20 protein-coding genes and 1 pseudogene are annotated in these 25,048 nt (G+C 69.8%); 14 read left to right on the top strand and 7 right to left on the bottom strand.

The features are described 5' to 3' along the window. Positions 1-56: 56 nt before the first annotated feature. Positions 57-455 (bottom strand): DUF4307 domain-containing protein, encoded by a 399-nt coding sequence (locus ABT186_RS06610; RefSeq protein WP_351221940.1) that lies wholly within the window; start codon positions 453-455, stop codon positions 57-59. Between the two features lie 155 nt (positions 456-610). On the opposite strand from ABT186_RS06610, the gene mca reads away from it, so the two are divergent. Together mca and ABT186_RS06620 are read left to right on the top strand one after the other, a co-directional pair. Beyond that, the gene (gene mca / locus ABT186_RS06615) at positions 611-1,489 is read left to right on the top strand and encodes a mycothiol conjugate amidase Mca (RefSeq protein WP_351221939.1); all 879 of its coding nucleotides are present in this window, start codon (positions 611-613) and stop codon (positions 1,487-1,489) included. 6 nt (positions 1,490-1,495) lie between these two features. After that, positions 1,496-1,759 (top strand): hypothetical protein, encoded by a 264-nt coding sequence (locus tag ABT186_RS06620; RefSeq protein WP_351221938.1) that lies wholly within the window; start codon positions 1,496-1,498, stop codon positions 1,757-1,759. Positions 1,760-1,868: 109 nt separating this feature from the next. On the opposite strand, the pseudogene ABT186_RS06625 reads toward ABT186_RS06620, so the two are convergent. After that, positions 1,869-5,049, bottom strand: a pseudogene (locus tag ABT186_RS06625) (tetratricopeptide repeat protein). Between the two features lie 193 nt (positions 5,050-5,242). Here ABT186_RS06625 and ABT186_RS06630 point away from each other — a divergent pair. Next, entirely contained in the window at positions 5,243-5,890 is a 648-nt protein-coding gene (locus ABT186_RS06630) for a hypothetical protein (RefSeq protein WP_351221936.1), read from the top strand. A gap of 24 nt (positions 5,891-5,914) precedes the next feature. Here the strand turns inward: ABT186_RS06630 and ABT186_RS06635 are convergent, their stop codons facing one another. After that, a complete protein-coding gene (locus ABT186_RS06635; protein WP_351923956.1) occupies positions 5,915-6,148 on the bottom strand; it encodes a hypothetical protein in 234 nt (77 codons plus the stop codon). Positions 6,149-6,174: 26 nt separating this feature from the next. Between ABT186_RS06635 and ABT186_RS06640 the strand changes: the two genes are divergently transcribed. The 6 genes from ABT186_RS06640 to ABT186_RS06665 all read left to right on the top strand — a co-directional run bounded on the left by ABT186_RS06640 (position 6,175) and on the right by ABT186_RS06665 (position 15,502). Continuing rightward, positions 6,175-6,696, top strand: a complete 522-nt coding sequence (locus ABT186_RS06640) for a winged helix-turn-helix domain-containing protein (protein ID WP_502973146.1) — start codon at positions 6,175-6,177, stop codon at positions 6,694-6,696. Continuing rightward, positions 6,677-8,704, top strand: coding sequence for a thioredoxin domain-containing protein (locus ABT186_RS06645; RefSeq protein WP_351221934.1), 2,028 nt, complete (start codon positions 6,677-6,679; stop codon positions 8,702-8,704). Before ABT186_RS06640 ends, ABT186_RS06645 begins: the two co-directional genes overlap by 20 nt. Positions 8,705-8,906: 202 nt before the next feature. After that, the gene (locus tag ABT186_RS06650; protein WP_351221933.1) at positions 8,907-10,184 is read left to right on the top strand and encodes a glycosyltransferase; all 1,278 of its coding nucleotides are present in this window, start codon (positions 8,907-8,909) and stop codon (positions 10,182-10,184) included. Continuing rightward, entirely contained in the window at positions 10,181-11,821 is a 1,641-nt protein-coding gene (locus ABT186_RS06655; RefSeq protein ID WP_351923875.1) for an ArnT family glycosyltransferase, read from the top strand. The genes ABT186_RS06650 and ABT186_RS06655 overlap by 4 nt, the downstream gene beginning before the upstream one ends. Beyond that, entirely contained in the window at positions 11,818-12,987 is a 1,170-nt protein-coding gene (locus ABT186_RS06660; RefSeq protein ID WP_351221931.1) for a glycosyltransferase, read from the top strand. The genes ABT186_RS06655 and ABT186_RS06660 overlap by 4 nt, the downstream gene beginning before the upstream one ends. 85 nt (positions 12,988-13,072) lie before the next feature. Further along, positions 13,073-15,502 carry a galactose oxidase family protein gene (locus ABT186_RS06665; RefSeq protein WP_351923877.1) on the top strand — a complete coding sequence of 810 codons (2,430 nt, stop codon included), beginning with the start codon at positions 13,073-13,075 and terminating at the stop codon, positions 15,500-15,502. Here ABT186_RS06665 and ABT186_RS06670 read toward each other — a convergent pair. The 4 genes from ABT186_RS06670 to trhA all read right to left on the bottom strand — a co-directional run bounded on the left by ABT186_RS06670 (position 15,499) and on the right by trhA (position 19,351). Then, positions 15,499-16,227: a Mut7-C RNAse domain-containing protein gene (locus tag ABT186_RS06670; protein WP_351221929.1), complete on the bottom strand. Its 729-nt coding sequence runs from the start codon at positions 16,225-16,227 to the stop codon at positions 15,499-15,501. The two genes, ABT186_RS06665 and ABT186_RS06670, sit on opposite strands and share 4 nt — an antisense overlap. Positions 16,228-16,252: 25 nt before the next feature. Next, positions 16,253-16,915: a TetR/AcrR family transcriptional regulator gene (locus tag ABT186_RS06675; protein ID WP_351923879.1), complete on the bottom strand. Its 663-nt coding sequence runs from the start codon at positions 16,913-16,915 to the stop codon at positions 16,253-16,255. Further along, on the bottom strand, positions 16,912-18,477 hold the full coding sequence (locus tag ABT186_RS06680) for an MFS transporter (protein WP_351923881.1): 1,566 nt from the start codon (positions 18,475-18,477) through the stop codon (positions 16,912-16,914). Before ABT186_RS06680 ends, ABT186_RS06675 begins: the two co-directional genes overlap by 4 nt. A gap of 160 nt (positions 18,478-18,637) precedes the next feature. After that, the gene (gene trhA, locus ABT186_RS06685; protein WP_351221926.1) at positions 18,638-19,351 is read right to left on the bottom strand and encodes a PAQR family membrane homeostasis protein TrhA; all 714 of its coding nucleotides are present in this window, start codon (positions 19,349-19,351) and stop codon (positions 18,638-18,640) included. A 307-nt stretch (positions 19,352-19,658) separates the two neighbouring features. Here trhA and ABT186_RS06690 point away from each other — a divergent pair, with 307 nt between their 5' ends. The 5 genes from ABT186_RS06690 to ABT186_RS06710 all read left to right on the top strand — a co-directional run bounded on the left by ABT186_RS06690 (position 19,659) and on the right by ABT186_RS06710 (position 25,029). Further along, a complete protein-coding gene (locus ABT186_RS06690) occupies positions 19,659-21,482 on the top strand; it encodes a phosphoenolpyruvate carboxykinase (GTP) (protein ID WP_351923883.1) in 1,824 nt (607 codons plus the stop codon). 257 nt (positions 21,483-21,739) lie between these two features. After that, positions 21,740-22,729, top strand: coding sequence for a serine/threonine-protein kinase (locus ABT186_RS06695; protein WP_351221924.1), 990 nt, complete (start codon positions 21,740-21,742; stop codon positions 22,727-22,729). Beyond that, positions 22,722-23,171, top strand: coding sequence for a hypothetical protein (locus ABT186_RS06700; protein WP_351221923.1), 450 nt, complete (start codon positions 22,722-22,724; stop codon positions 23,169-23,171). Before ABT186_RS06695 ends, ABT186_RS06700 begins: the two co-directional genes overlap by 8 nt. A gap of 115 nt (positions 23,172-23,286) precedes the next feature. Next, positions 23,287-24,243: a hypothetical protein gene (locus ABT186_RS06705; protein ID WP_351923885.1), complete on the top strand. Its 957-nt coding sequence runs from the start codon at positions 23,287-23,289 to the stop codon at positions 24,241-24,243. A 24-nt stretch (positions 24,244-24,267) separates the two neighbouring features. Then, positions 24,268-25,029 carry a vWA domain-containing protein gene (locus ABT186_RS06710; RefSeq protein ID WP_351923887.1) on the top strand — a complete coding sequence of 254 codons (762 nt, stop codon included), beginning with the start codon at positions 24,268-24,270 and terminating at the stop codon, positions 25,027-25,029. The last annotated feature ends 19 nt before the right edge of the window (positions 25,030-25,048 follow it).

Raw genomic sequence — 25,048 nt, forward strand, 5'->3', positions numbered from 1 at the left:
CATAAGCCATCAGATTTTCGTCAACGCAGGTCAGGGAGTACGTGACAAGAGTGACGTCAGTCCGCGTGGCAGCCGAGCAGCTCCGCCGTGGTGCCCGGGGCGGTGGTACGCAGCGTGACGACTCTGTCGATACGCGTGGCGTGTCCGCCGAACCGGAAGTCCGCGCGGCCCACCTCGGAGCCGTCCGCCGCCTGGGAGCGCAGGGTGCAGTAGCCGGTGGCTTTCGCGTCCTTGCGCACTTCCAGATGGATCTTGACTGCGTCGTGCGAGGCTTCGAAGGTGATGACCTCGCCGCTGATCTTGTTCTGTGCGACATAGTGGTACGCGAACCAGCCGACCACGACGAGCAGCAACGCCCCCAGCACACTGCCGGCGATCTTGAGCGTGCGGTCGGTGCGTTCGTCGGCTGAGCGGCCGTAACGGCCCTCGGGCAACCGCATGCTCGCCGTACTCATGATCGTCCTCTCGGCAGGGCCGGACGGAGGTCCCGAAAGGGACGTCCAGGGACCGGACCCGGAATTTTTCACCCCCCGATTCGGTCACTATAGAAGCCGCCCGAAGCGCCGAATCACACCGGGCGCCGACTTGCCGACTTACTGAGGATCGAGTCTTGACTGACCAACTGCGACTGATGGCCGTTCACGCGCACCCCGACGACGAGTCGAGCAAGGGCGCGGCCACCATGGCGAAGTACGTGTCCGAGGGGGTGGACGTGCTGGTGGTGACCTGCACAGGCGGGGAACGCGGCTCCATCCTCAACCCGAAGCTCCAGGGCGACAAGTACATCGAGGAGCACATCCACGAGGTACGCAAGAAGGAGATGGACGAGGCCAGGGAGATCCTCGGCGTCAAGCAGGAGTGGCTCGGCTTCGTCGACTCCGGTCTGCCGGAGGGCGACCCGCTGCCCCCGCTGCCCGACGGCTGCTTCGCCCTGGAGGACGTCGACAAGGCGGCCGGCGAGCTGGTCCGCAAGATCCGCGCGTTCCGTCCGCAGGTGATCACCACCTACGACGAGAACGGCGGGTACCCGCACCCCGACCACATCATGACCCACAAGATCTCGATGGTGGCGTTCGAGGGCGCGGCGGACACCGAGAAGTACCCGGAGGCGGAGTTCGGCCCGGCGTGGCAGCCGCAGAAGCTGTACTACAACCAGGGCTTCAACCGGCCGCGCACCGAGGCGCTGCACAACGCGATGCTGGAGCGCGGTCTGGAGTCGCCGTACGGGGACTGGCTGAAGCGGTGGGACGAGTTCGAGCGCGCCGAGCGCACGCTGACCACCCACATCCCGTGCGCGGACTTCTTCGAGATCCGCGACAAGGCACTGATCGCGCACGCGACGCAGATCGACCCCGACGGCGGCTGGTTCCGTGTCCCGATGGAGCTCCAGAAGGAGGTCTGGCCGACGGAGGAGTACGAGCTTGCGAAGTCCCTCGTGGACACCTCCCTCCCGGAGGACGACCTCTTTGCAGGCATCCGCTGGTCCTGAGGGACAATGCCTGACATGAGCGCAAGCGTGAGCCTGACCGTGACGCACCTCGTGCCGCTGGCCGAGGTCGATCAGAACAAGGTCACCCCCGGCGTCCTCGGCTTCATCGTCTTCGCGGTGATGGCCCTGGCGGTGTGGGGCCTGATGAAGTCCATGAGCAAGCACATGGGCAAGGTGGACTTCGAGGAGGACGGCGGCGCCTCCGACGAGGGCGCCGCCAAGAAGGGCTCGGGTACGGCCAAGAGGGCGCCCAAGGCCCAGCAGGGCTGAGCGTCCCCCCTTTCCGGGGGCCGCTTCCCCGGGGCCGCCTTCACGGGGGCCGCGCACGACCGGTGCCGGGCGTGGCCCCGTTCGGGGCGTGCCCGTCAGCTCCCGGCCGTCACCCCACCCCCATCACCTCACGTGCGCGCCGTCCCGGCACCATGCCCAGGTTCCAGGCCTGCCAGCCGCCCTCCAGGTTCACGCCCCGCTCCAGCAGCAGCTGGTACGCCCCCACGCAGTCGTCCAGCTTCTCGTCCCTCGCCAGGTGGTTTGCGCGGGACAGCTGGGCGAGTTCCTCCTGGGCCACCGCGGTGCCCACTTCCGACCCTCCCGGTGAGGCGTAGGGCAGGAGGGTGCAGCGCAGGAATCTGGCCCAGTCCTCGCCTCTGCGGTCGCCGTACGAGGTGAACAGGCCGATCGCCTCGTCGCACAGCGCCAGCGCCTGCTGGGTGCGGGTGTTGCCCGCGTCCACCACCGCCAGTTCAAGGCAGGTCCACGCCTCGCCGTGGGGCACTCCGATGCGCTGGAAGTCCGCCTTCGCATCCACCAGCAGCTGGCGGGCGAAGCCGGAGTTGCGGAGCGATCCCGTCTGGGCCGCCTTCTGGTCGCGGGTCACACGCGCCAGGTGGTGACGGGCGCAGGCCAGGCCGTACACGTCCCGCATGCGCGAGAACATCGTGCGGGAGCGTTCCAGATTGTGGACCGCCTCGCCCAGCCTGCCGTGCTCCTCGGTGACCAGGCCCAAGTAGTAGACGGTCCAGGCCTCGCCCCGCGCGTCCTCGTTCTCGTGGTGGCGCATCGCCGCGACGGTCAGTTCGTCCAGCGCCGCGAGCAGGTCGCCGGAGACCAGGTGGGCGCGGGCCAGTTCGGTCGAGGCCCACGCCTCGCCGCGGGCGTCCTGTGTCCGGGTGTAGAGGCCGTGGGCCTCGCGCAGTTCCGCCATGGCGCGCTGCACGTCGCCCATGCGCAGCGCCAGCTGGCCCGAGTGGAAACGGGTCCACGCCTCCCCGTGCACCGAGTCGTTCTCCCGGTGCAGGACCAGGGCGCGGGTGAGCAGGTCCAGCGCCCGGGCCGGCCGTGCCCGGTCCCGCTCCACCGCGGCCAGCGCGTGCATGGTCCACGCGCGGTCCGCCGCCAGCTCCGGAGCGGCCTGGAGGTCCAGCGCCTCCTGGAGCCTGGCCGCCGCCTCGGTGAGGTTGCCCTGGTGGTGGAGGGTGATGCCAAGGGAACACAGCGCCCTGGCCGCGCCCGCGTCGTGGTGCGCCTCGAAGTACAGGTCCACCACCGAGGCCAGCGTCGTCCGCGCCTTGTCCAGCTCGCCCAGCTGGCGGGCCGCGATGCCCGTACGCCACTGCACCGAGCGCATCAGCAGGCCCTGGTCGACGGCCTGCGTCAGCTCGCTTATCTCGCCCAGTCGGTAGAGGTCGCCGCGCAGCAGACAGTAGTCGCACAGGGCGCCCAGGAGGTTCAGCACGGCGGCCTGGTCGACGCCCTCCGCATGCCGCAGGGCGGCGGTGATGAAGCTCGACTCGTCGTCCAGCCAGCGCAGGGCCGCGTCCAGGGAGGTGAATCCGTGCGGACCGAAGCGGTCCGAGCGGGTCGACATGTTCCCGTCCACCAGGCGCAGCACCGAGTCCGCCAGCTCCGCGTAGTTCACGATCAGGCGTTCCTGGGCGGCCGTGCGCTCGGCCGGCTCCTCCTCGTCCAGCAGACGGCCCCGGGCGAAGGCCCGGACGACGTCGTGCAGGCGATAGCGGCTGCCGCGTACGTGGTCGATCAGTCCCGCACGGGACAGCGTCTGCAGATACCGCGTCGCCTCCTGCTCGTCCGTGGCCAGCAGGGCCGCCGCGGCGGCCGCGCCCAGTGAGGTCCGGCCCGCCAGCGCGAGCCGCCGCAGCAGGCGCCGCGCGGCCTCCGACTGGTCCGTGTAGCGCAGCCACAGGGCGCGTTCCACCGGCTCCACCGGGCCGTACGCGCCGAGGTCCGCGGCCAGTTGCCGCGGGGTGCGCGGACCGAGGGACGAGCCCGCGATGCGCAGCGCCAGCGGCAGTCCGCCGCACAGCTCCCTGGTGCGGTCGGCGGCCTCCGCGTCGTACGGCGCCGAGTGGTCCTGGGCCGCAGCGTTCAGCAACTCCTCCGCGCCCGCCGCGTCCAGCGGGTCGACCGGGAGGTGGTGCACCCACGCCGGCATCCGCGGGCAGGTCGAGGGGCTCGCGGGCGGTGACGAGGACGAGGCTCTCGGAGCGCTCGGGGATGAGGGTGCGGACCTGCTCGGGGTCCGAGGCGTCGTCCAGCACGATCGTGACCGCAAGCCCCGTCAGCTGCTGGTGGTACAGCTCGCTCAGCCGCTTGACCTGCTGGTCCGGTGCGGAGCGCTCGCGGAACAGGAGCTGTTCGCGGGGCGCACCGAGCCGGTTGAGCAGATGGAGCAGGGCGTCGCGGGTGGACAGCGGGGGCTCCTCGGCGCTGTCACCGCGCAGGTTCACGACGCACGCGCCGCGGAAGTGGTCCTTCACCTCGTGCGCGGCGCGGATCGCGAGCGTGGTGCGCCCGGAGCCCGGCGCGCCGTGCAGAACGACCACCGACGGCCTGGTCTCCGTACTCGCGCGGGCCGCCTGGACCCACTGCTGGATACGGGCCAGCTCCCGCCGTCTGCCCGCGAACGGGCCTACCGGGTGCCCCAGTTGACCGAACGACTGCTCAAGCACCGTGCGCCTGCGGGCCGCCGCGCTCTTGTCGGTGCGGCGCAGCTGGGGCGAGCTCTTCTTGGGGGTGGTGGAGGCGATCACCCGCTGCTGGTCGAGGAAGGGGCGGATGCCCCGCACCTCGAGGGCGGTCAGCCACTGCAGTCGCAGCTGTTCGGGTCCGCCGGGCTGGCCGAGGGCGCCGGCCCGCCGGCTGGCCGCCGGCAGATGGGACGCGGTCACCTTCACCACCGTGGCCGCGGCGCCCACGACCCCGGCGGTGGCACCGGCGCCGAGTGCCGTGCCCGTGCCCGTGCCCAGTGCGAGGTCCGCTACGCAGGCCGCGACTGCGGCAACTGCCGCCACCAGAAGCGCAGTTCCGGCACCTTCCTGCGCATACCGCTGACCGAAGGTCAGCCTGCCCGCTTCCGTCTCGTCGAGGGCGCGCGTGTACGCCTCGTACTCCTCCGCCGCTGTCTGCGCCATGGCGTCGAGCGCCGCGCGCGCCCGCGACAGGAGTACGGCGCCGTCGGTACGGCCGCCAGAGCGGCGCACCTCCTCCTCCACGGCCCGTGCCAACAGCCGCTCGGCCTCCGCCCGGTGGCTGTCCCGCATGTCACGTCCCCCTCCGGCGTCAACTACTTGGCTCTTCAGTGTCCTTCGAGCAGGACGCGAGCGCGAGAGCGCTACCGGTGAGCGGCACTTCCCTTGTGGCGGGGGGATGTTGGGAGGGACGCGGTACGAGGGCGTGAGTGACGTATCCCTCCTTCCTTGTCTATCGTGATCAAGTCAACCGAGGGGGACGGTCATGAGTTCGGACATCGGCGCCGGACACGGCGCTTCACCCGGGATGCCGCAGCAGCCGCGCTGGGCCTGGTGGGTGGTCGGCATTGTCATACCGGTGGCGGGGATCATCGTCTCGATCCTGGTGAGCGGGGCGGGCGGGGCCGGCTCCCGGGGCGCCGCAGGGCAGCCCCCGGCTGCCGGGGGTTCCACGGCGGCCCAGGCCACGACGGCGGCTTCCTCCCCCGCACCGGGAGCCTCGGCCGCGCCCGCCGCCCGCGTCCGCTATGGGCCGGTCGTCTTCCAGGCCGACATGAGCCACGGAGGTCCGGCGGTCGAGCTCGACTCGAGCGGGCCGGTCGTCGCGGATGACATCAAGGGCGCGGACCTCCGGATCGGCGCGACCACGGGCGCCCCGGACCTGGGCACTCCGGACAGCGCCAACACGCTCGCCCCACTGCCCGCGTCCTCCTCCGCGCCCACCGAGGCGCAGTGTGCCGAGGCCGTCCGGAGCAACGGTACGTACACCGCCGAGGCGCCTGCGGGCTCCCGCTTCTGTCTGACGACCGGTGAAGGCCGCACCGCCTACCTGAAGGTCATCACGGCGACCCCGGGCGCGGTTGGCGCCACGGTGAAGTTCGAGGTCACCGTCTGGGACACTCCTGCCGCGTGAGGCGCGCCGGGCCGTCCGGTCCCGTCACCCCGCCCCCGCCCCCGGCAGCCATTTCGACACCGCCAGGAACACGCAGCCCCCCACCGGCGTCGCCTCCGCCGCCGCGCAGGCCACAGCCTGGGCGAGGGCCCTGCTCGACGACGAGGTGGTTATGTCGAACCACGCGTCGATGACCGCGATCGCGGCCGTCGCCGAAGCTGTCAGGCGTGCGTACATATGGCCGCGGAAGCCGAGCAGGGCCGTGGCCGCGCAGCCCACTGCCAGCAGGACGCCTCGGCAACCCGCTGCGTCGCCGCATCCTCGAGTACCTGGGCACACACGCGGAGGCGAACTCGACCGTGCTCGCCAAGGTCCTCGGCGAGAGCTCGGGAACGACCAGCTACCGCCTGCGCAAGCTCGCCGAGCAGCGCCTCATCGAGGAGATCCCCGAGAAGTCCGGCGGCCGTGAGCGGTGGTGGCGGGCCCTGCCCTTCCGTCACACCACACCCGACCCGGCCACGATGCCCCCCGAGGAGTACGCGGTCGCGGAGCACCTCGCCCTCCCGAAGATCGAGGTGGACACCGACCTCTTCCGCCGCGCCCACGGGGAGTACCGGGGCGCCGAGGGCTGGGCCCAGATCATGCGGGCCGGTACCTGGATGACCAGGGAGGAGCTGGTGGACTTCGTGCGCGAGTACCAGGCCCTCGTGGACCGGTACGGCCACGAGCGCGAGGATGCCCCCGAAGGAGCGCGCCAGGTCAATCTGCGGTTCTACGCGGTGCCCGACCCCGTGGGAGAGTGGGGGAGTGAACCGACTGGCCCATGAGACGTCCCCGTACCTGCTCCAGCACGCCGACAACCCGGTCGACTGGTGGCCCTGGTCTGGCGAGGCATTCCAGGAGGCGCGGCGGCGCAACGTTCCCGTACTGCTGAGCGTCGGCTATGCGAGCTGCCATTGGTGTCATGTCATGGCTTCCGAGTCATTCGAGGACGAATCCATCGCCGCCTACCTGAATGAGCACTTCGTCAGCGTCAAGGTCGACCGCGAAGAGCGACCGGACGTGGACGCGGTGTACATGGAGGCGGTACAAGCCGCCACCGGCCAGGGCGGCTGGCCCATGACCGTCTTCCTCACCCCGGACGCAGAGCCCTTCTACTTCGGGACGTACTTCCCGCCCGCCCCCCGCCACGGCATGCCGTCCTTCCGTCAGGTCCTCGAAGGCGTCCGCCATGCCTGGGCCGAGCGCCGGGACGAGGTGGCGGAGGTCGCGGGGAAGATCGTCCGCGATCTCGCCGGGCGCGAGATCGGCTACGGCGCCGCGCAGGCCCCCGGCGAGCAGGAGCTCAGCCAGGCCCTCCTCGGCCTCACCCGCGAGTACGACCCGCAGCGCGGCGGTTTCGGCGGGGCGCCGAAGTTCCCGCCGTCCATGGTCATCGAGTTCCTCCTCCGCCATCACGCCCGGACTGGCTCCGAGGGTGCCCTCCAGATGGCTCAGGACACTTGCGAGCGCATGGCGCGCGGTGGGATCTACGACCAACTCGGAGGTGGGTTTGCTCGGTATTCCGTCGACCGGGACTGGGGCGTGCCACATTTTGAGAAGATGCTCTATGATAATTCCCTTTTGTGCCGCATCTATGCCCACCTCTGGCGCGCCACAGGCTCCGAGCTTGCCCGTCGAGTCGCCCTGGAGACGGCTGACTTCATGGTGCGTGAACTCCGTACCGCCGAGGGCGGGTTCGCCTCCGCCATCGACGCCGACAGTGACGACGGGACCGGGAAGCACGTAGAAGGCGCGTACTACGTGTGGACGCCGCAGCAGCTGACGGAAGCCCTTGGCGCGGACGACGCCGAACTCGCCGCCTCCTACTTCGGCGTGACCGAGGACGGGACCTTCGAGCACGGCTCCTCCGTTCTGCAACTCCCGCAGCACGAGGGTGTGTTCGATGCCGAGAAGGTGGCGTCCATCCGTGAGCGCCTGCTGCGCACGCGAGCGGAACGCCCCGCCCCCGGCCGCGACGACAAGGTGGTGGCCGCCTGGAACGGCCTGGCCGTCGCGGCCCTCGCCGAGACCGGCGCGTACTTCGACCGCCCCGACCTCGTGGACGCCGCGATCGGCGCCGCCGACCTCCTCGTACGGCTGCACATGGACGAGCACGCCCGGCTCGCCCGTACGTCGAAGGACGGGCAGGCGGGCGCCAACGCGGGTGTGTTGGAGGACTATGCCGATGTCGCAGAGGGCTTCCTCGCCCTCGCCTCCGTCACCGGCGAGGGTGTCTGGCTGGAGTTCGCCGGTTTCCTGCTCGATCACGTGCTCGTGCAGTTCACCGACGAGAGCGGAGCGCTGTACGACACCGCCGCCGACGCCGAGAAGCTCATCCGCCGCCCCCAGGATCCCACCGACAACGCCACCCCGTCCGGCTGGACCGCCGCCGCGGGTGCCCTCCTGTCGTACGCCGCGCAGACCGGCTCCGAACCCCATCGCACCGTGGCGGAAAGGGCGTTGGGCGTCGTCAGGGCGCTCGGGCCGCGCGTGCCCCGCTTCATCGGCTGGGGGCTCGCCGTCGCCGAGGCGTTCCTGGACGGGCCTCGCGAGGTCGCGATCGTCGGACCTGCTCTGGACGATCCGGCCACAAGGTCCCTGCACCGCACGGCACTTCTGGGCACCGCCCCGGGCGCGGTCGTGGCCGTGGGTACCCCGGAGAGTGATGAGCTGCCGCTCCTTGTTGACCGAAATCTTGTCAACGGTGAACCGACGGCGTACGTCTGCCGTAACTTCACCTGTGATGCCCCGACCACCGACTCGGAGCGGCTTCGCGGGGCGCTGAGCAGGTAAAACGCATCATGGAACGATCCGTTCCAGATAGTGCAATTGGGTGTGTGTTCGGATAGATCCCGGTTGACGACCTACCGTTCCGAAACAAGCTATTTATCTGAGGAGCTCCCTGGCTTCACAGTTCCCTCCTAGTCTCTCCACGGTGACGCGACAGAAGTAACTCACTGTCGCGACAGGGGTTTTGGGGATCTGGGGGGATCTTTTGCTGACGTCTGCCTTAATCGCGGCCGTTTCGCTGGCTTTGTTCTGGATGGCGGCCTTCACCCTGTGGTGGCAGATGCACGCGTGGCGCACGCCCGAGGTGCTCGCCTCCACCCGGTTCAGCAGCCCGGACGGTGCCGAGCATCTGTCGTTCTCGCTGCTGCTGCCGGCACGGCATGAACAGGCCGTACTGGACCACACGATCCAGCGGCTGCTGGAGTCCACGCACACCGACTTCGAGATCATCGTCATCGTGGGGCACGACGACCCGGAGACCACCGAGGTCGCCCGGAGGGCCGAGGCCCGCGACGAACGCGTCCGCGTCGTCGTCGACCACCACGAGAAGAAGAACAAGCCGAAGGCCATGAACACGGCACTGCCGCACTGCCGCGGCGATGTCGTCGGGGTCTTCGACGCCGAGGACCAGGTCCATCCGGAGCTGTTGGCCCACGTCGACCACGCCTTCCGCACCACCGGCGCGGACGTCGTCCAGGGCGGGGTACAGCTCATCAACTTCCATTCCAGCTGGTACAGCCTGCGCAACTGCCTGGAGTACTTCTTCTGGTTCCGTTCCCGGCTGCACCTGCACGCGCAGAAGGGGTTCATCCCGCTCGGGGGCAACACCGTCTTCGTACGGACGGACGTCCTGCGGCAGGCCGACGGATGGGACCCCAACTGCCTTGCCGAGGACTGTGATCTGGGCGTGCGGCTGTCCAGCGCCGGCAAGAAGGTCGTCGTCGCCTACGACTCCGACATGGTGACCCGGGAGGAGACCCCCGGCTCGCTGATGTCGCTGCTCAAGCAGCGCACCCGCTGGAACCAGGGCTTCCTGCAGGTCTACCGCAAGAAGGACTGGAAGCAGCTCCCCGGCTTCGGGCAGCGGCTGCTCGCCCGCTACACGCTCATGACGCCGTTCCTGCAGGCCTTCTCGGGCGTCATCATCCCGCTCAACGCCGCCGTCGCCCTCTTTCTGGACGTGCCGGTCGGCGTCGCCTTCCTCACCTTCCTTCCGCTCGTCACCGCCGCGGTCACCTTCGTCTTCGAGGTCGTGGGGCTGCACGACTTCGGCAAGCAGTACGGGCTGCGGATCCGATTCATCCACTACGTGAAGCTCATCGTGGGCGGCCCCTTCTACCAGGTGCTCCTCGCGGGCGCCGCCGTCCGTGCCGTCTGGCGCGAGCAGCGCGGCCGCAACGACTGGGAGCTGACCAGCCACGTCGGCGCGCATCTTGGCGCGGACGGCGTGATCCGCGAGTCCCGAGAGGACGTTCCTGCGTGACCACCACCCTTCCCGCGGCGACCGAGACCAAGGTCCCCGCGCAGGACACACGTGTCCCCATCAGCGTCCCCGCCCCCCGTCCGGTGTTCCGTTTCCGTAGCTCTCGTCCCGATCTGGCACTGTGCGGAGTGCTCCTCGCGGCGATCCTCACGGTGCAGGGCTGGAACATCTCCGACTACCCGACCCTCAGCGACGACGAGGGCACCTATCTGGCCCAGGCGTGGGCCGTGCAGAACGGCCACGGGCTCGCCCACTACACGTACTGGTACGACCACCCGCCGTTCGGCTGGATCCAGATAGCTCTGCTGACCTGGATCCCCGCCCACATCGACGCCGGACTGATGACGGTCGGCACGATGCGGGTCGCGATGCTGCTCATCAGCGCGGTGAGCGCGGTCCTCGTCTACGTCCTCGCCCGCCGCCTGCTGCTGCCTGCCTGGGCCGCCGGGCTCGCGATGGTCCTGTTCGGGCTCTCCCCGCTCTCGGTGGTCCTCCAGCGGGAGATCTTCCTGGACAACATCGCCGTGATGTGGACGCTCCTCGCGTTCACCCTGGCCGCATCCCCGAGCCGCCACCTCTGGCACCACTTCGGGGCGGGCCTCGCGGCCGCGGCGGGTGTCCTGACCAAGGAGACGATGCTCGTCGTCCTGCCCGCCGTCTTCCTGACCATGTGGCGCCACAGCCACCGCGACACACGGAAGTTCGCGCTCACCGGCGCGGTCACGGCATGCGTCCTGATCGGCATGTCCTATCCGCTCTTCGCCCTGCTGAAGGGCGAGCTGCTGCCGGGCGCGGGCCATGTCTCCCTGTGGGACGGGATCTCCTACCAGATGAGCAGGGCCGGCTCCGGATTCATCCTCGACCCCGGCTCCGGCTCGTACGGAGTGCTGCACTCCTGGCTCTACTACGACCGTGTCCTGCCGATCGGCGGCGTCGCCGGAGCACTGCTGGTCCTCGTCACCTGGCGCTGGTCGGTCACCGCACGGGCGCTCGCCGGACCCGCGCTCGCGGTGGCGATCCTCACCCTGGTCGCCATGCGGCCGAGCGGCTATCTGCCTGCGATGTACGTCATCCAGGCCCTGCCGTTCCTCGGGCTCGTCCTGGCCGGCGCCGCCGCGAGCATCGTCCACATGGTGCTGCACAGGTGGCGGGGCAGGACCGAGAGGCCGTACGTCACCCGGGGACGGTACGCCGTGGCGGCGCTCCTCGTGGCCGCCGCCGGGGCGTACGTGGTGCCCCGCTGGTACGACGGCGACCGCACCGCCGTCACCGCCGACGCCAACGCCCCCTACCGGGCCGCCTCGCACTGGCTCACCAGCGAGGTGAAGGACCCGAAGGACACCCGGGTGCTCGTCGACGACGCGCTCTGGCTCGACCTCGTGCACGCCGGGTACCGGCCCGGGCTCGGCGTCATCTGGTTCTACAAGGCCGACCTCGACCCCGCCGTGACGAAGACGATGCCGCGCGGCTGGCGCGACCTCGACTATGTGGTCGCCTCCCCGACGGTACGGCGCGATGCGGTCAACCTGCCGAACGTCAGGGCGGCGATCAAGCACTCCACACCGGTCGCCACCTTCGGCACCGGCGCAGACCGGATCGAGATCCGGCAGATCCAGACCGGCGGAGGCGCCCGATGAGCCATGAATCCACCGTCCCCGGGGAGCTCGGCGATCCGGCGGTACGTGCGGCGGAGGTGTCCGAGCCGGGGGCCGTCACCATCGTCGTGCCGACCTTCAACGAGTCCGGGAACGTCCGGGAGCTGCTGCACCGGATCACGGAGTCGGTGCCTGCGCGGGTGCCCTGCGAGGTCGTCTTCGTCGACGACTCCACGGACGACACCCCGGAGGTGATCTTCCAGGCGGCGCAGGACTGCCCGTTCCCGGTCACCGTGCTGCACCGCGACGAACCGGTGGGCGGGCTCGGCGGCGCGGTCGTCGAGGGCATGAAGGCGGCGAGCTCCGAATGGATCGTCGTCATGGACGGGGATCTGCAGCATCCGCCGTCCCTGGTACCGGAGTTGGTCGGCACCGGCGAGCGCGCGAACGCCGGTCTCGTCGTCGCCTCCCGCTACATCAAGGGCGGCAGCCGCGCCGGGCTCGCGGGCGGCTACCGCATCGCCGTCTCGCGTGGCGCGACCTGGCTGACCAAGACCCTCTTCCCGCGCAGACTGCGTGGCATCAGCGACCCCATGAGCGGATTCTTCGCCATCCGCCGCAGCGCGGTCACCGCGGAGATCCTCCAGCCGCTCGGCTACAAGATCCTGCTCGAACTGGCCGTGCGCAGCAGACCGCGCCAGGTCACCGAGGTGCCGTTCGTCTTCCAGGACCGGTTCGCGGGCGAGTCCAAGTCGACCGCGCAGGAGGGCTTCCGCTTTCTGCGCCATCTGGTCGGGCTGCGCACCGCCTCGCCCGTCGCGCGGATGGTGGTCTTCGGACTGATCGGCGCGACCGGCTTCGTACCGAACCTGGCGGGCCTGTGGGCCCTGACCAAGCTCGGCCTGCACTACGTCCCGGCGGAGATCCTCGCCAACCAGTTCGGTGTGGCCTGGAACTTCCTGCTCATCGAGCATCTGCTGTTCCGCGAGCGCCGTCGGCACCGCCACTGGTGGGACCGGGTGGGCCGGTTCGCGCTCCTCGCCAACGCCGATCTGGTGCTGCGCATCCCGCTGATCGCACTGCTGGTGCACGAGTTCGGGATGGGCGCACTGCCCGCCACCGCGCTGGCGCTGGTGATGACGTTCGTTCTGCGCTTCGTGGGGACCGAAGCGCTGGTCTATCTGCCGCGCCGGGGTCGCAGGGCCTGAGGGGCTCCCGACACCGACCGGAGCGCCCCGGAGGCCGGCAGATGAACCGCGCCGCGGGCGGGAGTCGTACAGCAAGGAGATCCATGTGAAGACCGTCGTCCACAGATTCCGCATATTCCACAGACGCAGAACCGCCCTGCTGGCTGTGACCGGCCTGACCGCGGGCCTGCTCCTCACCTCGCCGCAGCCCGCCTCCGCCGCCAACCTCGTCAAGAACCCCGGATTCGAGACCGACGGCACCGGCGGGATGCCGTACTGCTGGGAGAAGTCGGGCTGGGGTGACAACGACTTCACCTTCACCACCACCAGCGACGCCCATACGGGAAGCAAGGCCATGAAGGTCGAGCTGACCCGCCGTGTCGACGGCGACCGCAAGGCGCTCATCACCGAGTCCGCCGACTGCGCGCCCGTGGTGACGCCGGGCAAGCAGTACGACCTCGGCGTCTGGTACAAGTCGACGACCCCGGACACCGCGGTCACCCTCTTCCGGCACGACACGACCGCGGGGTGGCAGTACTGGACCGACCTCAAGACGCTCGACATGAGCGCGGACTGGGCCCAGGCGAGCGTCCGTACGCCCGAGGTCCCGGCCGGGACGGACATGATCACCTGGGGTGTCTCGGTGTACGGCACGGGGTCCGTCACCACCGACGACTACACCATGGACCAGGTCCCCGACCCGCTGCCGCCCGCCCAGTGCACGGGGACCGCGCAGCAGTGCGCGAACGGCAGCTGGGAGGTCCTGCCCACGCAGAACCCGGTCCGCTCCATGCACTCCGTCGTCCTCAACAACGGCAAGGTGCTGCTGATCGCCGGCTCCGGCAACAGCGAGGAGAACTTCAACGCGGGCACGTTCACGAGCGCGGTCTACGACCCCTCCAACGGCTCGTACAAGGTGATCCCGACCCCGAAGGACATGTTCTGCTCCGGGCACGTCCAGCTCCAGGACGGGCGCGTGCTCGTGCTGAGCGGCAACAAGGCGTACCCGGTCCCGGGCGGTCACGGCTACGAGGGGTTCAAGGACTCGTACATCTTCGACCCGGCGACCGAGACGTACACCAAGACGAACGACCTCAACGACGGCCACTGGTACCCGTCGGCGACCGAACTCGGCAACGGTGACGTGATCTCCTTCGGCGGGCTGCGCGAGGACTCCACGGGCTCGGTGACCACCGAGTACTGGTCGGACAAGGACCAGCAGTGGCAGCCGCTGTGGAAGGTCAACCAGACCTGGTCGTACTGGGGTCTGTACCCGTCGATGATCCTGATGCAGGACGGCCGCCTCTTCTACTCGGGCAGCCATGTCTTCGGCAACAACATCCCGGGGACCGGCTCGGCCGTCTACGACTACAACGCGAACACGATCACCCAGATCCCGGGCCTGCAGAACAAGGACGAGCGCGACCAGTCGGCGAGCGTGCTGCTGCCTCCGGCCCAGGACCAGAAGGTTCTCACCATCGGCGGCGGCAACATCGAATCCAACCCCGATGCCAACCGCCTGACGGACATCATCGACCTCAAGCAGGCCAGCCCGCAGTACGTGGCCGGGCCGCCGCTCCCGCAGGGAGCGGTCGACCTCGGCAACGGGCCGGTCGCCGAGACCGGCAACCAGGGCAAGATGTACGTCTCCGCGGTGCTCATGCCGGACGGCAAGGTGCTGGAGACGGGCGGCGGTCTGCACAACCGTGCCAACCCCGTATACGAGGCGTCGATCTTCGACCCGAACACCTCCACCTTCGACCCGGTGGCCGCCGACCCCGAGTCCCGCGGCTACCACTCCTCCGCGTTCCTGCTGCCGGACGGCCGCATCATGGCGACCGGCGACAACCCGGGCAACGGCACGTGGAACCACAACGTGTCGATCTACTCCCCGCCGTACCTGTTCAAGGGCCCCCGCCCGACGATCACCTCGGTGATCAACAACCAGTGGACGTACGGCACCACGCAGCGCATCACGGTCGACCGGCCCATCGCGAAGGCGGAGCTGATCCGTCCTGCGGCGGTCACCCACTCCTCGGACCCCAACCAGCGGTTCGTGGACCTGCCGTTGTCGGTGAACGGCAACAACGTCGACCTGAATGTGACGAGCAACCCCAACCTGGCCCCGCCCGGCTGGTACATGCTCTTCGCGGTCGACGCGAACGGGGTCCCGTCGGTGGCGCAGTGGGTCCATCTGCAGGGCCCGGCGGCGCTCTCCGCGACCACGGCCACGGCCCACGTCCACTCCTTCGCCGACTCCCTGGAGGGCACGACCACCGGCGCGGGCGCCAAGCGCACCTCGCAGAAGGTCAGCACCACGATCTCGGGCTGTGACCGGCACTACGGCTCGGCCAACGTGTGCGTGCCGACGGTGTTCCCGCCGGAGGTCAAGAAGACGACGGCCGCTCGCTGTACCTGGCTGAAGCAGAACAACTACGGCCGTCTGAAGGTCAACGGCAAGGACGATCCGCTCGGCCTCGATCCGAACAAGGACGGGATCGCGTGCGGGAACGGTGATGTGAAGAAGAAGCGCTAGGCCCGGCTCGGGAACTCGGTCAGGGCGCGCTCCACGATGGCCTCGAGCTGTTCGTGGTGCGCGCCCTTCCAGTACGCGCGGCCGCACTCACGGCACTGTGCGAAGACGTCGTACGAGCGCCTGGTGCCGTGTTCGAGCTGGTCGGCGACCTCTTCCTTCGTGGCGTCCTTCAGCAGTCCGTTGCAGGCCGTGCACCGCGTCCACGGCCGCAGATCGGGCGCGAACCGGGCGAGCACGTCCCGGAGTTGGTCCTCCGGCCGGGTGCTGTAGACGAACGCGCCCGCCCACAGCTCGCGGCGGCGCAGCAGGCCCCGGTCGCGGCTGAGCATCACGCGCTGCTCGGCCGCCGAGCGGGCGGCGAGCGCGGCGTCGCCGATGTCCGTGGACTCGTAGGCCGTGTCCACGCCGAGCAGCCGCAGCCGTCGGGCCAGGGTGCCGAGGTGGACGTCGAGGAGGAAACGGAGCGGGCCGGGCACCTGCTGGGGGCGCTCGACGGGGCGTACCTCGACGGATTCGCCGGCGGTGGGCACATGGGAGAAGGCCGAGGCACGGCCGTCCACGAGGAGCACCCCGACCTCGGTCAGCGGCACACCCAGCGACTCGACGACATGGCCGAGCGTGGAAGCTCCGTCGGTGACGACTTTCGTGGCGCGCCCGCGCCGCCCGTGCGGGACGAAGAGCCCCAGCTCGGGGGCGAAGTCGACGTGGATCTCCGGTCCGTTCACCTGGTCAGGATGGCACGGGGACGCCTCAGGAGGCCTCGGATTTCCGCCGCTCGAGACCGTGCTCCAGTACGTCCAGCGTACGGGCGACGTACTCACCGAGGTCCCCCTGCTGCTCGTGCTCCGCCCAGTACCGGGAGGCCTCCATCAGCGCGCCGACGACACCCATGCAGTACACGCGCACCTCCAGGCCGTCGGGGTCGTACCCGGTGCGCTCGGCCACCACCCGGCACAGCATCTGACCGGACACGGACATGTTGTCGTTCATACGGGAGCGGACCGCGGGCACCTCGACCATGAGGCGCCCGCGCAGTCGCATCTCCTCGGGCGTCTCGTACTCGCCCGACATGGCCCGTTCGACGGCGGTGGCCACCACGTGCCGCAATGACCGCATCAGTGGCTCGTCCGCGGGCCGCGCGCGCAGTTCCTCCTCCAGGATCGGGTCGTACTCGTCGGTGACGACGATGTCCTCCTTGGTGGGGAAGTACCGGAACACCGTGGAGGGGGAGACCTCGGCCGCCTCCGCGATCTGCTCGATGGTGGTGGCGTCGTACCCCTGCTCCTGGACCAGCCGGTACGTCGCCTTGCGGATCGCCATACGAGTCTTGATCTTCTTCCGCTCGCGGAGCCCCAGACGGGGTTCGGCGGCGGGGGTCGAGCTGTTTGCGGTGCTGGCGGCCATGGTGGTCATTGTCGGGCATTCTCCGGGGCGGAGACCACGTCGGGGTTCTCCTCGTGCAGGGTTCGAACGGCTCCCGGGTTCGGCAGGAGGGCCGCGGCGAGCAAGGCCGTGACCAGCGCCGCGATACCGCTGACCAGCAATACCAGGCCCATGCCGTGGACGTACGCGGCGTTCGCGGAGGCGGCGAGCGCCCGGTCGCCGAGCTGTGCGGCGACCACATGCGCGCCGACCACCGAGTCGGAGGCGGTCTGCGCGGCCGAGTGCGGAAGGGCGGAGGTGTCGAGCCTGCCGGAGTACGCGCTCGCCAGCAGCGAGCCCAGCAGGGCGATACCGATGGCGCTGCCCACCTGGCGGACCGTCATCAGCAGCCCGGAGCCGCTGCCCGCCCGGTCCCTGGGCAGTGCGCCGAGCGCCGTGTCCATCGCCGGGACCACCGCGAAACCGAAGCCGGCGCCCGCGATCGACAGCCACAGCGCGGTGAAGCCGTATCCGTCGTGGACGCCCGTACGGCTGCCGAGGAGCGCGGCGAAGGCGAGGACCACGAGCCCCGAGCTGATCACCGCGCGCGGCCCGAACTTCGCGACGACCGGCGCCGCACCGCGCGCTGCGACCAGCAGCCCGCCCATCATCGGCAGCATCCGCACCCCGGTGGCGAACGCGTCGTGTCCGAGCACCGCCTGCAGATACTGCGGCAGCACGAACATCAGTCCGGACAGTACGAACATCACGAGGGTCGCGGCGAGCGTGTTGAGCAGGAAGCCCCGCTGGGTGAGCAGGGAGAGGTCCAGCATCGGGCGGACGATGCGGCGTTCCCGGCCGACGAGCAGCGCGATGAGCACCGCGGAGGCGGCGAAGAAGCCCAGGATCAGCGGGTCGCCCCAGCCGCGGTCGGGGGCCTCGATGATCGCGTAGATCAGGATGCCGAGCCCGGCCGCGGTGAGCGCCGTGGAGACGGCGTCGACCTTGGGGGAGGCGGGGTCGCGGGTCTCGGGCAGCAGGAAGACGCAGGCGGTGATGCCGATCGCGGCCATCGGCACGTTGATCAGGAAGACCGAGCCCCACCAGAAGTGATCCAGCAGCCAGCCGCCGATGATCGGCCCGAGGGGCAGGCCCAGCGCGGACGCCGCCGAGACGGCGCCGACCGCCTTGGTGCGCTCGTCGGGACCGAACAGCGAGGGCAGCACGGCCATCGCGAGCGGCATCACCAGCGCTCCGCCGACGCCCATGACCGCGCGGGCGAGGATCACCGGCGTCACGTCGTCGACCAGCGCACCCACGAGCGAACCGGCCAGGAACACCGCGAGGCCCGTGATCAGCATCCGGCGGCGTCCGAACCGGTCGCCGAGCAGGCCCGCCGGGAGCATCAGCGAGGCGAAGACGACGACGTACGCGTCCGCCATCCACTGCTGCTGACCGGTGGAGGCGCCGAGGTCCCGGGCCATCGTCGGCAGCGCCACGTTGAGGATCGTCATGTCGAAACCGAGCACGAGCATGCTCGCGACCAGGGCACCGAGGGCCCACCAGCGGCGGGAGTCGCGCCGCGCATCTTCGTCTTGAGTGACGGTAACCATGAAATGAGAGTAACTCTCAAAAGATGTAGACAGTCAATAGCCAGTGACTCCCGAGAAGTGGAGGGAGGGGTTCACGCCCCGGGGCCGGCCGGCCCCGGACATGACGAAAGGCCGCGGCTCGAAAGCCGCGGCCTTGGGGGAACAGCCTGATGAGGAAGGGCTATCCGTGCTGGTAAGCCACCAGGGAGATCCCCACGTAGTGCACGACGAACGCCGCGAGGGTGAAGGAGTGGAAGACCTCGTGGAAGCCGAACCAACGCGGTGACGGATTCGGTCGCTTGATGCCGTAGATGACGCCGCCGGCGCTGTAGAGCAGTCCGCCGACGATGACGAGCACCAGGACCGCGATCCCGCCCGTGTGCATGAAGTCCGGGAGGAAGAAGACGGCCGCCCAGCCCATCGCGATGTAGCAGGGCGTGTAGAGCCAGCGGGGGGCGCCGACCCAGAAGACCCGGAAGACGATGCCGGCCGCGGCCGCGCCCCAGATGCCCCACAGCAGCCACTGCCCCTTCGCGCCCGGCAGAAGCAGCAGTGTCAGCGGGGTGTACGTGCCCGCGATGATCAGGAAGATGTTCGCGTGGTCGAGTCTGCGCAGCACGCCGTCCATGCGCGGACTCCAGTTGCCGCGGTGGTAGAGCGCGCTGACGCCGAAGAGCAGACAGGCCGTCAGAACGTAGATGCCGCAGGCGATCCGCCCGCGGGTCGAGTTCGCGAGGGCTGTGAGGACCAGGCCCGCGACGAGTACGGCCGGGAACATCCCGAGGTGCAGCCAGCCGCGGAGTTTCGGCTTGATGGGGTGGGGTGCGGAGGGCGCGACGGGACCGCGGCCTGCTGCCGGCGAGTCCGTGGGCGCGTCGGGGACGGACGCAGTCATGCGCGGCATGGTACCTACGGAACCGTAAGTTACGGATCAAAGTGCGACCGATATCACCCGGGCTGTCCGGCCTGTGCGGGGACGGTGGCACCGCAAAAAACCTTCGGCTGAAGCTTACGTGCACGCAAAGAAACGCGGAGACGCGTGGCGATCCTCACTTTGCTCAGGTGTGCGCTCCTCTGGACAGATGGGCAATCACGTCGGATGATCAAATGAGTGCAGTCGGCACCGGATGAGCGGCTACGAAGCATCCGGGTCGCAGCCCCCACGGGGCAGTCAACAAAAAATCCCTCTTCTAGGAGCAATCGTGGCGCGCGACATCGCGGCTCCCTCAACCGTCCCCACCCAGCACAAGGACCTGATCTCGTGGGTCAACGAGATCGCCGAACTGACGCAGCCGGACAGCGTGGTCTGGTGTGACGGATCCGAGGCAGAATACGAGCGCCTTTGCGAGGAGCTTGTCCGCAAGGGCACCTTCAAGAAGCTCGACCCGATCAAGCGCCCCAACTCCTACTACGCAGCCTCCGACCCGACCGATGTCGCCCGGGTCGAGGACCGGACATTCATCTGCTCCGAGCAGGAGAAGGACGCCGGCCCGACCAACCACTGGAAGGCCCCCGCGGAGATGCGGGAGATCTTCCAGGGCGAGCAGGGCCTGTTCCGCGGCTCCATGCGCGGCCGCACGATGTACGTCGTGCCCTTCTGCATGGGCCCGCTCGGCTCGCCGCTCTCCGCGATCGGTGTGGAGATCACCGACTCCGCGTACGTCGCCGTCTCCATGCGCACGATGACGCGCATGGGCCAGGCGGTCCTCGACGAACTCGGCACGGAGGGCTTCTTCGTCAAGGCCGTCCACTCACTGGGCGCCCCGCTGGAGCCCGGCCAGGAGGACGTCCCCTGGCCCTGCAACCAGACCAAGTACATCTCGCACTTCCCCGAGACCCGCGAGATCTGGTCGTACGGCTCCGGCTACGGCGGCAACGCCCTGCTCGGCAAGAAGTGCTACGCCCTGCGCATCGCCTCCGTGATGGCGCGCGACGAGGGCTGGCTCGCCGAGCACATGCTGATCCTCAAACTCACGCCCCCGCAGGGCGAGTCCAAGTACGTCGCCGCCGCCTTCCCGAGCGCCTGTGGCAAGACGAACCTCGCCATGCTGGAGCCGACGATCTCCGGCTGGACGGTCGAGACGATCGGCGACGACATCGCGTGGATGCGGTTCGGCCAGGACGGCCGCCTGTACGCGATCAACCCCGAGGCCGGCTTCTTCGGCGTCGCGCCCGGCACCGGTGAGCACACCAACGCCAATGCGATGAAGACGCTGTGGGGCAACTCCGTCTTCACCAACGTCGCGCTGACCGACGACAACGACATCTGGTGGGAGGGCATGACGGAGGAGACTCCGGCCCACCTCACCGACTGGAAGGGCAACGACTGGACGCCGGCGTCCGAGACCCCGGCCGCCCACCCCAACGCCCGCTTCACCGTCCCGGCCTCGCAGTGCCCGATCATCGCGCCGGAGTGGGAGGACCCGAAGGGCGTGCCGATCTCGGCGATCCTCTTCGGTGGCCGCCGCGCCAGCGCGGTGCCGCTGGTGACCGAGTCCTTCGACTGGAACCACGGCGTCTTCCTCGGCGCGAACGTCGCCTCCGAGAAGACCGCCGCGGCCGAGGGCAAGGTCGGCGAGCTGCGCCGCGACCCGTTCGCGATGCTGCCCTTCTGCGGCTACAACATGGGCGACTACATGGCCCACTGGGTCGAGGTCGCCAAGGACAAGGACCAGTCCAAGCTGCCGAAGATCTACTACGTCAACTGGTTCCGCAAGAACGACGAGGGCAAGTTCGTCTGGCCGGGCTTCGGCGAGAACAGCCGCGTCCTGAAGTGGATCGTGGAGCGCCTGGAGGGCAAGGCCGAGGGCGTCGAGACCCCGATCGGCATCCTGCCGGCGAAGGCGGCCCTGGACACGAAGGGCCTGGAGCTGTCCGAGTCCGACCTGGACTTCCTGCTCACCGTCGACAAGGACGTGTGGCGCGAGGAGGCGGCCCTGATCCCCGAGCACCTCAACACCTTCGGTGACCACACGCCGAAGGAGCTGTGGGACGAGTACCGCGCGCTGATGCAGCGCCTGGGCTGAGCCCCGAGAACTCCGCGGCCGGTCCGGCATGCCCTGACCAGCGATGTCGTCACGAAGGCCGGCCGCGGTGACAGCACGACGAACAGGCCCGGGGCCACGCACAACGGAGTGCGGGGCCCCGGGCCTGTTGCGTGCGCCCCACCCTCCGCTCCCGCGCGTAGTCCCGGCTCCCATTTCGCGCATCACCTCCGCCCCGGACCGGATTTCGCGGGACACTCGGGGCAACCTGCACCGAACCCCGAAATGAGGTGAGCGGGGTGCGCACACCGGTCAGCGATCCCCTGAAGGTGGGGCCGTACCGGATCGTCGGGCGGCTCGGCTCCGGCGGCATGGGCTGGGTCTATCTCGGCCGCTCGCCCGCCGGGCGCGAGGTGGCGGTGAAGGTGGTCCGCCCCGAACTGGCGGCCGAGCCCGAGTTCCGGGAGCGCTTCGCCCGTGAGGTCGCCGCCGCCCGCGTGGTGAGCGGCGCCTACACCGCGGCGGTGGTCGACGCCGACACGGAGGCCGAACTGCCCTGGCTGGCCACGATGTACGTGCCCGGCCCCTCGCTGGGCGAGGCCGTCCGCGCCGACGGGCCGCTGTCCGAGCCCCAGGTGCGCCGGCTCGGCGCATTCCTGGTCGAGGCGCTGCAGGCGATCCACGCCGCCAAGGTGGTGCACCGCGACCTCAAGCCGTCCAACGTCCTGCTGGCCGCCGACGGACCCCGGGTCATCGACTTCGGTATCTCCCGCGTCGACGGGGCGCCCCGCCTCACCCGCACCGGCATCGTCGTCGGCACCCCGCCGTTCATGTCGCCGGAGCAGATGACGGGGGCGCCGGTCGGCCCGCCCAGCGACGTGTTCTCCCTCGGCGGCGTCCTGACGTACGCGCTCACCGGCCGCCCGCCGCACGGCACGGGCGAGTCGGTCCGCTACCAGGTCGTGCACGGCGAACCGGATCTGAACGGCGTACCTCCCGGGCTGCGCCCGCTGATCGCGCGCTGCCTGGCCAAGCGGCCCGAGGACCGGCCCCGACTCGGGGAGCTGCTGGCCGAGTTGGTGGAGCAGGCCCCGCGTGCCGCGTCCTGGCCGCCGCCCGCCGTGGCCCGCACGATCGAGGTCCGCATCAGCGAGCTGGCCGACCGCCGCCGTGGTGCCGGTACGAGCGTGTCCGTGCCCTCCTGTCTGCTGTTGCACGCCCAGGCCCTGCTCGACGCCGGGTTGACCGACGCGATGGTCGCTCAGGCGGTGGCCCGTGGCGATGCCTGAGACCCACCCCGGCCGGGACTACAACATCGGCACGCACTGGCGGCAGCTGGTGCACAGCTGGGGAGCGCGGCGGAATTACCTCACCGTCAGCGAGAACGATTCGGTTTCCCTGCAATTCGATCTCAAGGCGTCGGGGCGCGTGCTCACGGTGCGTTTCATGACCACGAAAAGGCTCCTGGTCGCCTTTGTCACGGACGGCCATTATCTGCGCCAGGACCAATTGGCCGTTGCCGCCGCAGCCTCGAACGCGTGGAATACCGAACAGCTGAACCCCATGCTCTCGGTGTGGGATGTCCGGGGGCCGCAGCCCTGCCTGGCCGGGGTCTGCGATCTCCCTCTGACCTGCCGGATCACCCAGGCCGACTTCGATGTGCTGGCCGGTGACTGGGTGGAACGGGCGCGGCAGATGTTCACCCGATGCCACCAGGTTTTCCAGTTGTAGAAGTGACGCGCGTGAGGGGCCTCGACCCCTTTCGGGCCAGGGCTGTTTGCCGCCACAATGGCGCGTGCCTGAAAGGCCGCGGGGGGCGTGGCTTTCCGGCCACGGGGGTTTGGCCATGAGGCGTTCCTTTCTCGTCACCGTGCTGCTCGGGATGCTGATCGCCGTCGTGTCCGCGGGAGCGGCGGCCGGTGCGGACGAGCCGTGTGCGGGGACGCTCCCCGACAGGCTCCGGTGCTGGGCCCGGTCGCTCGACGACGGCCCCGTCACCGTCACCCTGAACCGGCAACTGCAGTTCGACGGAAGCAAGCAGGACCGCACGGCCGCCATCGACGGCGCGAAGAACCATCGCGGCAACCTGGTGGTCCAGGTGTCGGCCGGTGCCTCCACCGGCCAGGGAGGTACGGCACTGCTCGTGCTGGCGGGCCGCCGGCTCGTCGACCCGGACGCCCGCATCGACCGCCTCGATCCGCAGACGCTGACGGAACTCAAGGGGGTCTGCGACGCGCTGTGCGACCTGCTCGATGCGACCAAACACAAGGGCGCGATGACCGGCCGTGACCTGATCGGCAAGAACGACGGCGTCATCGACCTCACCCGGTACACCTACGCCGTAGGGGGACCGCCCTCCGAAAGCTCCTGGTCCGACACCACCAGGATCCTCCTGCTCGCCCTGACCGGTCTGCTCACCGTCCTCCTCCTCGTCCTGCTCTTCGCCGTCCGCCGCTCCCGCGCCCCCGCCGCACCCGGCGTCGGGGCGGTGTCCGCCGCCGCGACATCCGCAGGGGCCGACGAGACGACCGCCCTGCTGCGGACGGCGCCGGCGCGGTCGTACGGTCGCCGGGTCGGCCCCCGGAGCGGACCGGCACGGACCGCCGTGGTCCGTACCGCCCTGCATCCGCAGGGATACGTGGAGCTCGACCGCGTCCTGTACCGGGCGGTGTGGGCCGAGCCCGGGCAGCGGCCGCCCGCGCCGGGCTCCGTCGTCGACGTCACCGACGGCCGCCTGCCCGACACCGACGTCCTGTACGCCTTTCCGCCCGCCGCCGGACGGCACGCCCGCAGCAACTCGTGACACCTTGTTCACCAGGAGACGCCCATGCCCAGCGAATACCCGCCCACGGTGCCGGCGGAGTACGCCGACATCGAGTTCGAGAACAACGCGCAGCGGCTGCCGCTGGTGCTGTGTCTCGACACCTCCAGCTCCATGGCGGGCCTGCCGATCCAGACCCTCAACGACGCCCTCGCCGAGTGGACGCGCGAACTGCACGACGACGTCTCCCTCAGCTACAGCGTCGAGGTCGCCGTGATCACCTTCGGCGGACAGGGTGTCGGCGCCTGGCGCGGCCCCCAACTCCTGGCCCCGCGCTCCCGGGTGAGCCCCTTCGTGCCCGCCCACGCCTTCCAGGCGCCCCGCCTCACCGCGTCCGGAGTGACCCTGATGACGGAGGCCCTCGAGCTGTCGATGCATATCGTCGCCGCCCGCAAGGCCGAGCTGCGCGCCTCCGGGCTGCAGTACTACCGACCGCAGATCTGCCTGGTCACCGACGGCCTCCCGACCGACGGCACCGGCCACTTCACCGACTCCTGGCACCGGCTGCTGCCCGTTCTCGACGAGGAGCAGCGCGCCCGCCGCTTCCGGCTGTACGCGATCGGGGTGGGCGGCATCACCGACCGGGGCGAGCAGGTGCTGCGGGCGTTCGCGCCGAAGTTCAACGCCCGGATCCAGGGATTCCCGTTCCGCGAACTGCTCCAGATGATGTCGGCCAGCGCGAACGCCGAGCAGAAGGGCGCGGGCGACGAGGTCTTCGAGAAGATCTTCAGCCAGTTCAAGACGCAGCGTCCGGCCTGGGAGAGCTGAGTCGTGGCCAGGACGGTGC

Origin of the sequence: Streptomyces sp. NPDC001634, assembly GCF_040298185.1 — a bacterium.
GTDB lineage: Bacteria > Actinomycetota > Actinomycetes > Streptomycetales > Streptomycetaceae > Streptomyces.

Excerpts from the sequence above, each read along its gene's own strand:
- ABT186_RS06610 (WP_351221940.1), bottom strand. The coding sequence starts at position 455 with ATGAGTACGGCGAGCATGCGGTTGCCCGAGGGCCGTTACGGCCGCTCA.
- ABT186_RS06620 (WP_351221938.1), top strand. The coding sequence starts at position 1,496 with ATGCCTGACATGAGCGCAAGCGTGAGCCTGACCGTGACGCACCTCGTG.
- ABT186_RS06630 (WP_351221936.1), top strand. The coding sequence starts at position 5,243 with ATGAGTTCGGACATCGGCGCCGGACACGGCGCTTCACCCGGGATGCCG.
- ABT186_RS06660 (WP_351221931.1), top strand. The coding sequence starts at position 11,818 with ATGAGCCATGAATCCACCGTCCCCGGGGAGCTCGGCGATCCGGCGGTA.
- ABT186_RS06675 (WP_351923879.1), bottom strand. The coding sequence starts at position 16,915 with ATGACCACCATGGCCGCCAGCACCGCAAACAGCTCGACCCCCGCCGCC.
- ABT186_RS06680 (WP_351923881.1), bottom strand. The coding sequence starts at position 18,477 with ATGGTTACCGTCACTCAAGACGAAGATGCGCGGCGCGACTCCCGCCGC.
- trhA (WP_351221926.1), bottom strand. The coding sequence starts at position 19,351 with ATGACTGCGTCCGTCCCCGACGCGCCCACGGACTCGCCGGCAGCAGGC.
- ABT186_RS06700 (WP_351221923.1), top strand. The coding sequence starts at position 22,722 with ATGCCTGAGACCCACCCCGGCCGGGACTACAACATCGGCACGCACTGG.
- ABT186_RS06705 (WP_351923885.1), top strand. The coding sequence starts at position 23,287 with ATGAGGCGTTCCTTTCTCGTCACCGTGCTGCTCGGGATGCTGATCGCC.
- ABT186_RS06710 (WP_351923887.1), top strand. The coding sequence starts at position 24,268 with ATGCCCAGCGAATACCCGCCCACGGTGCCGGCGGAGTACGCCGACATC.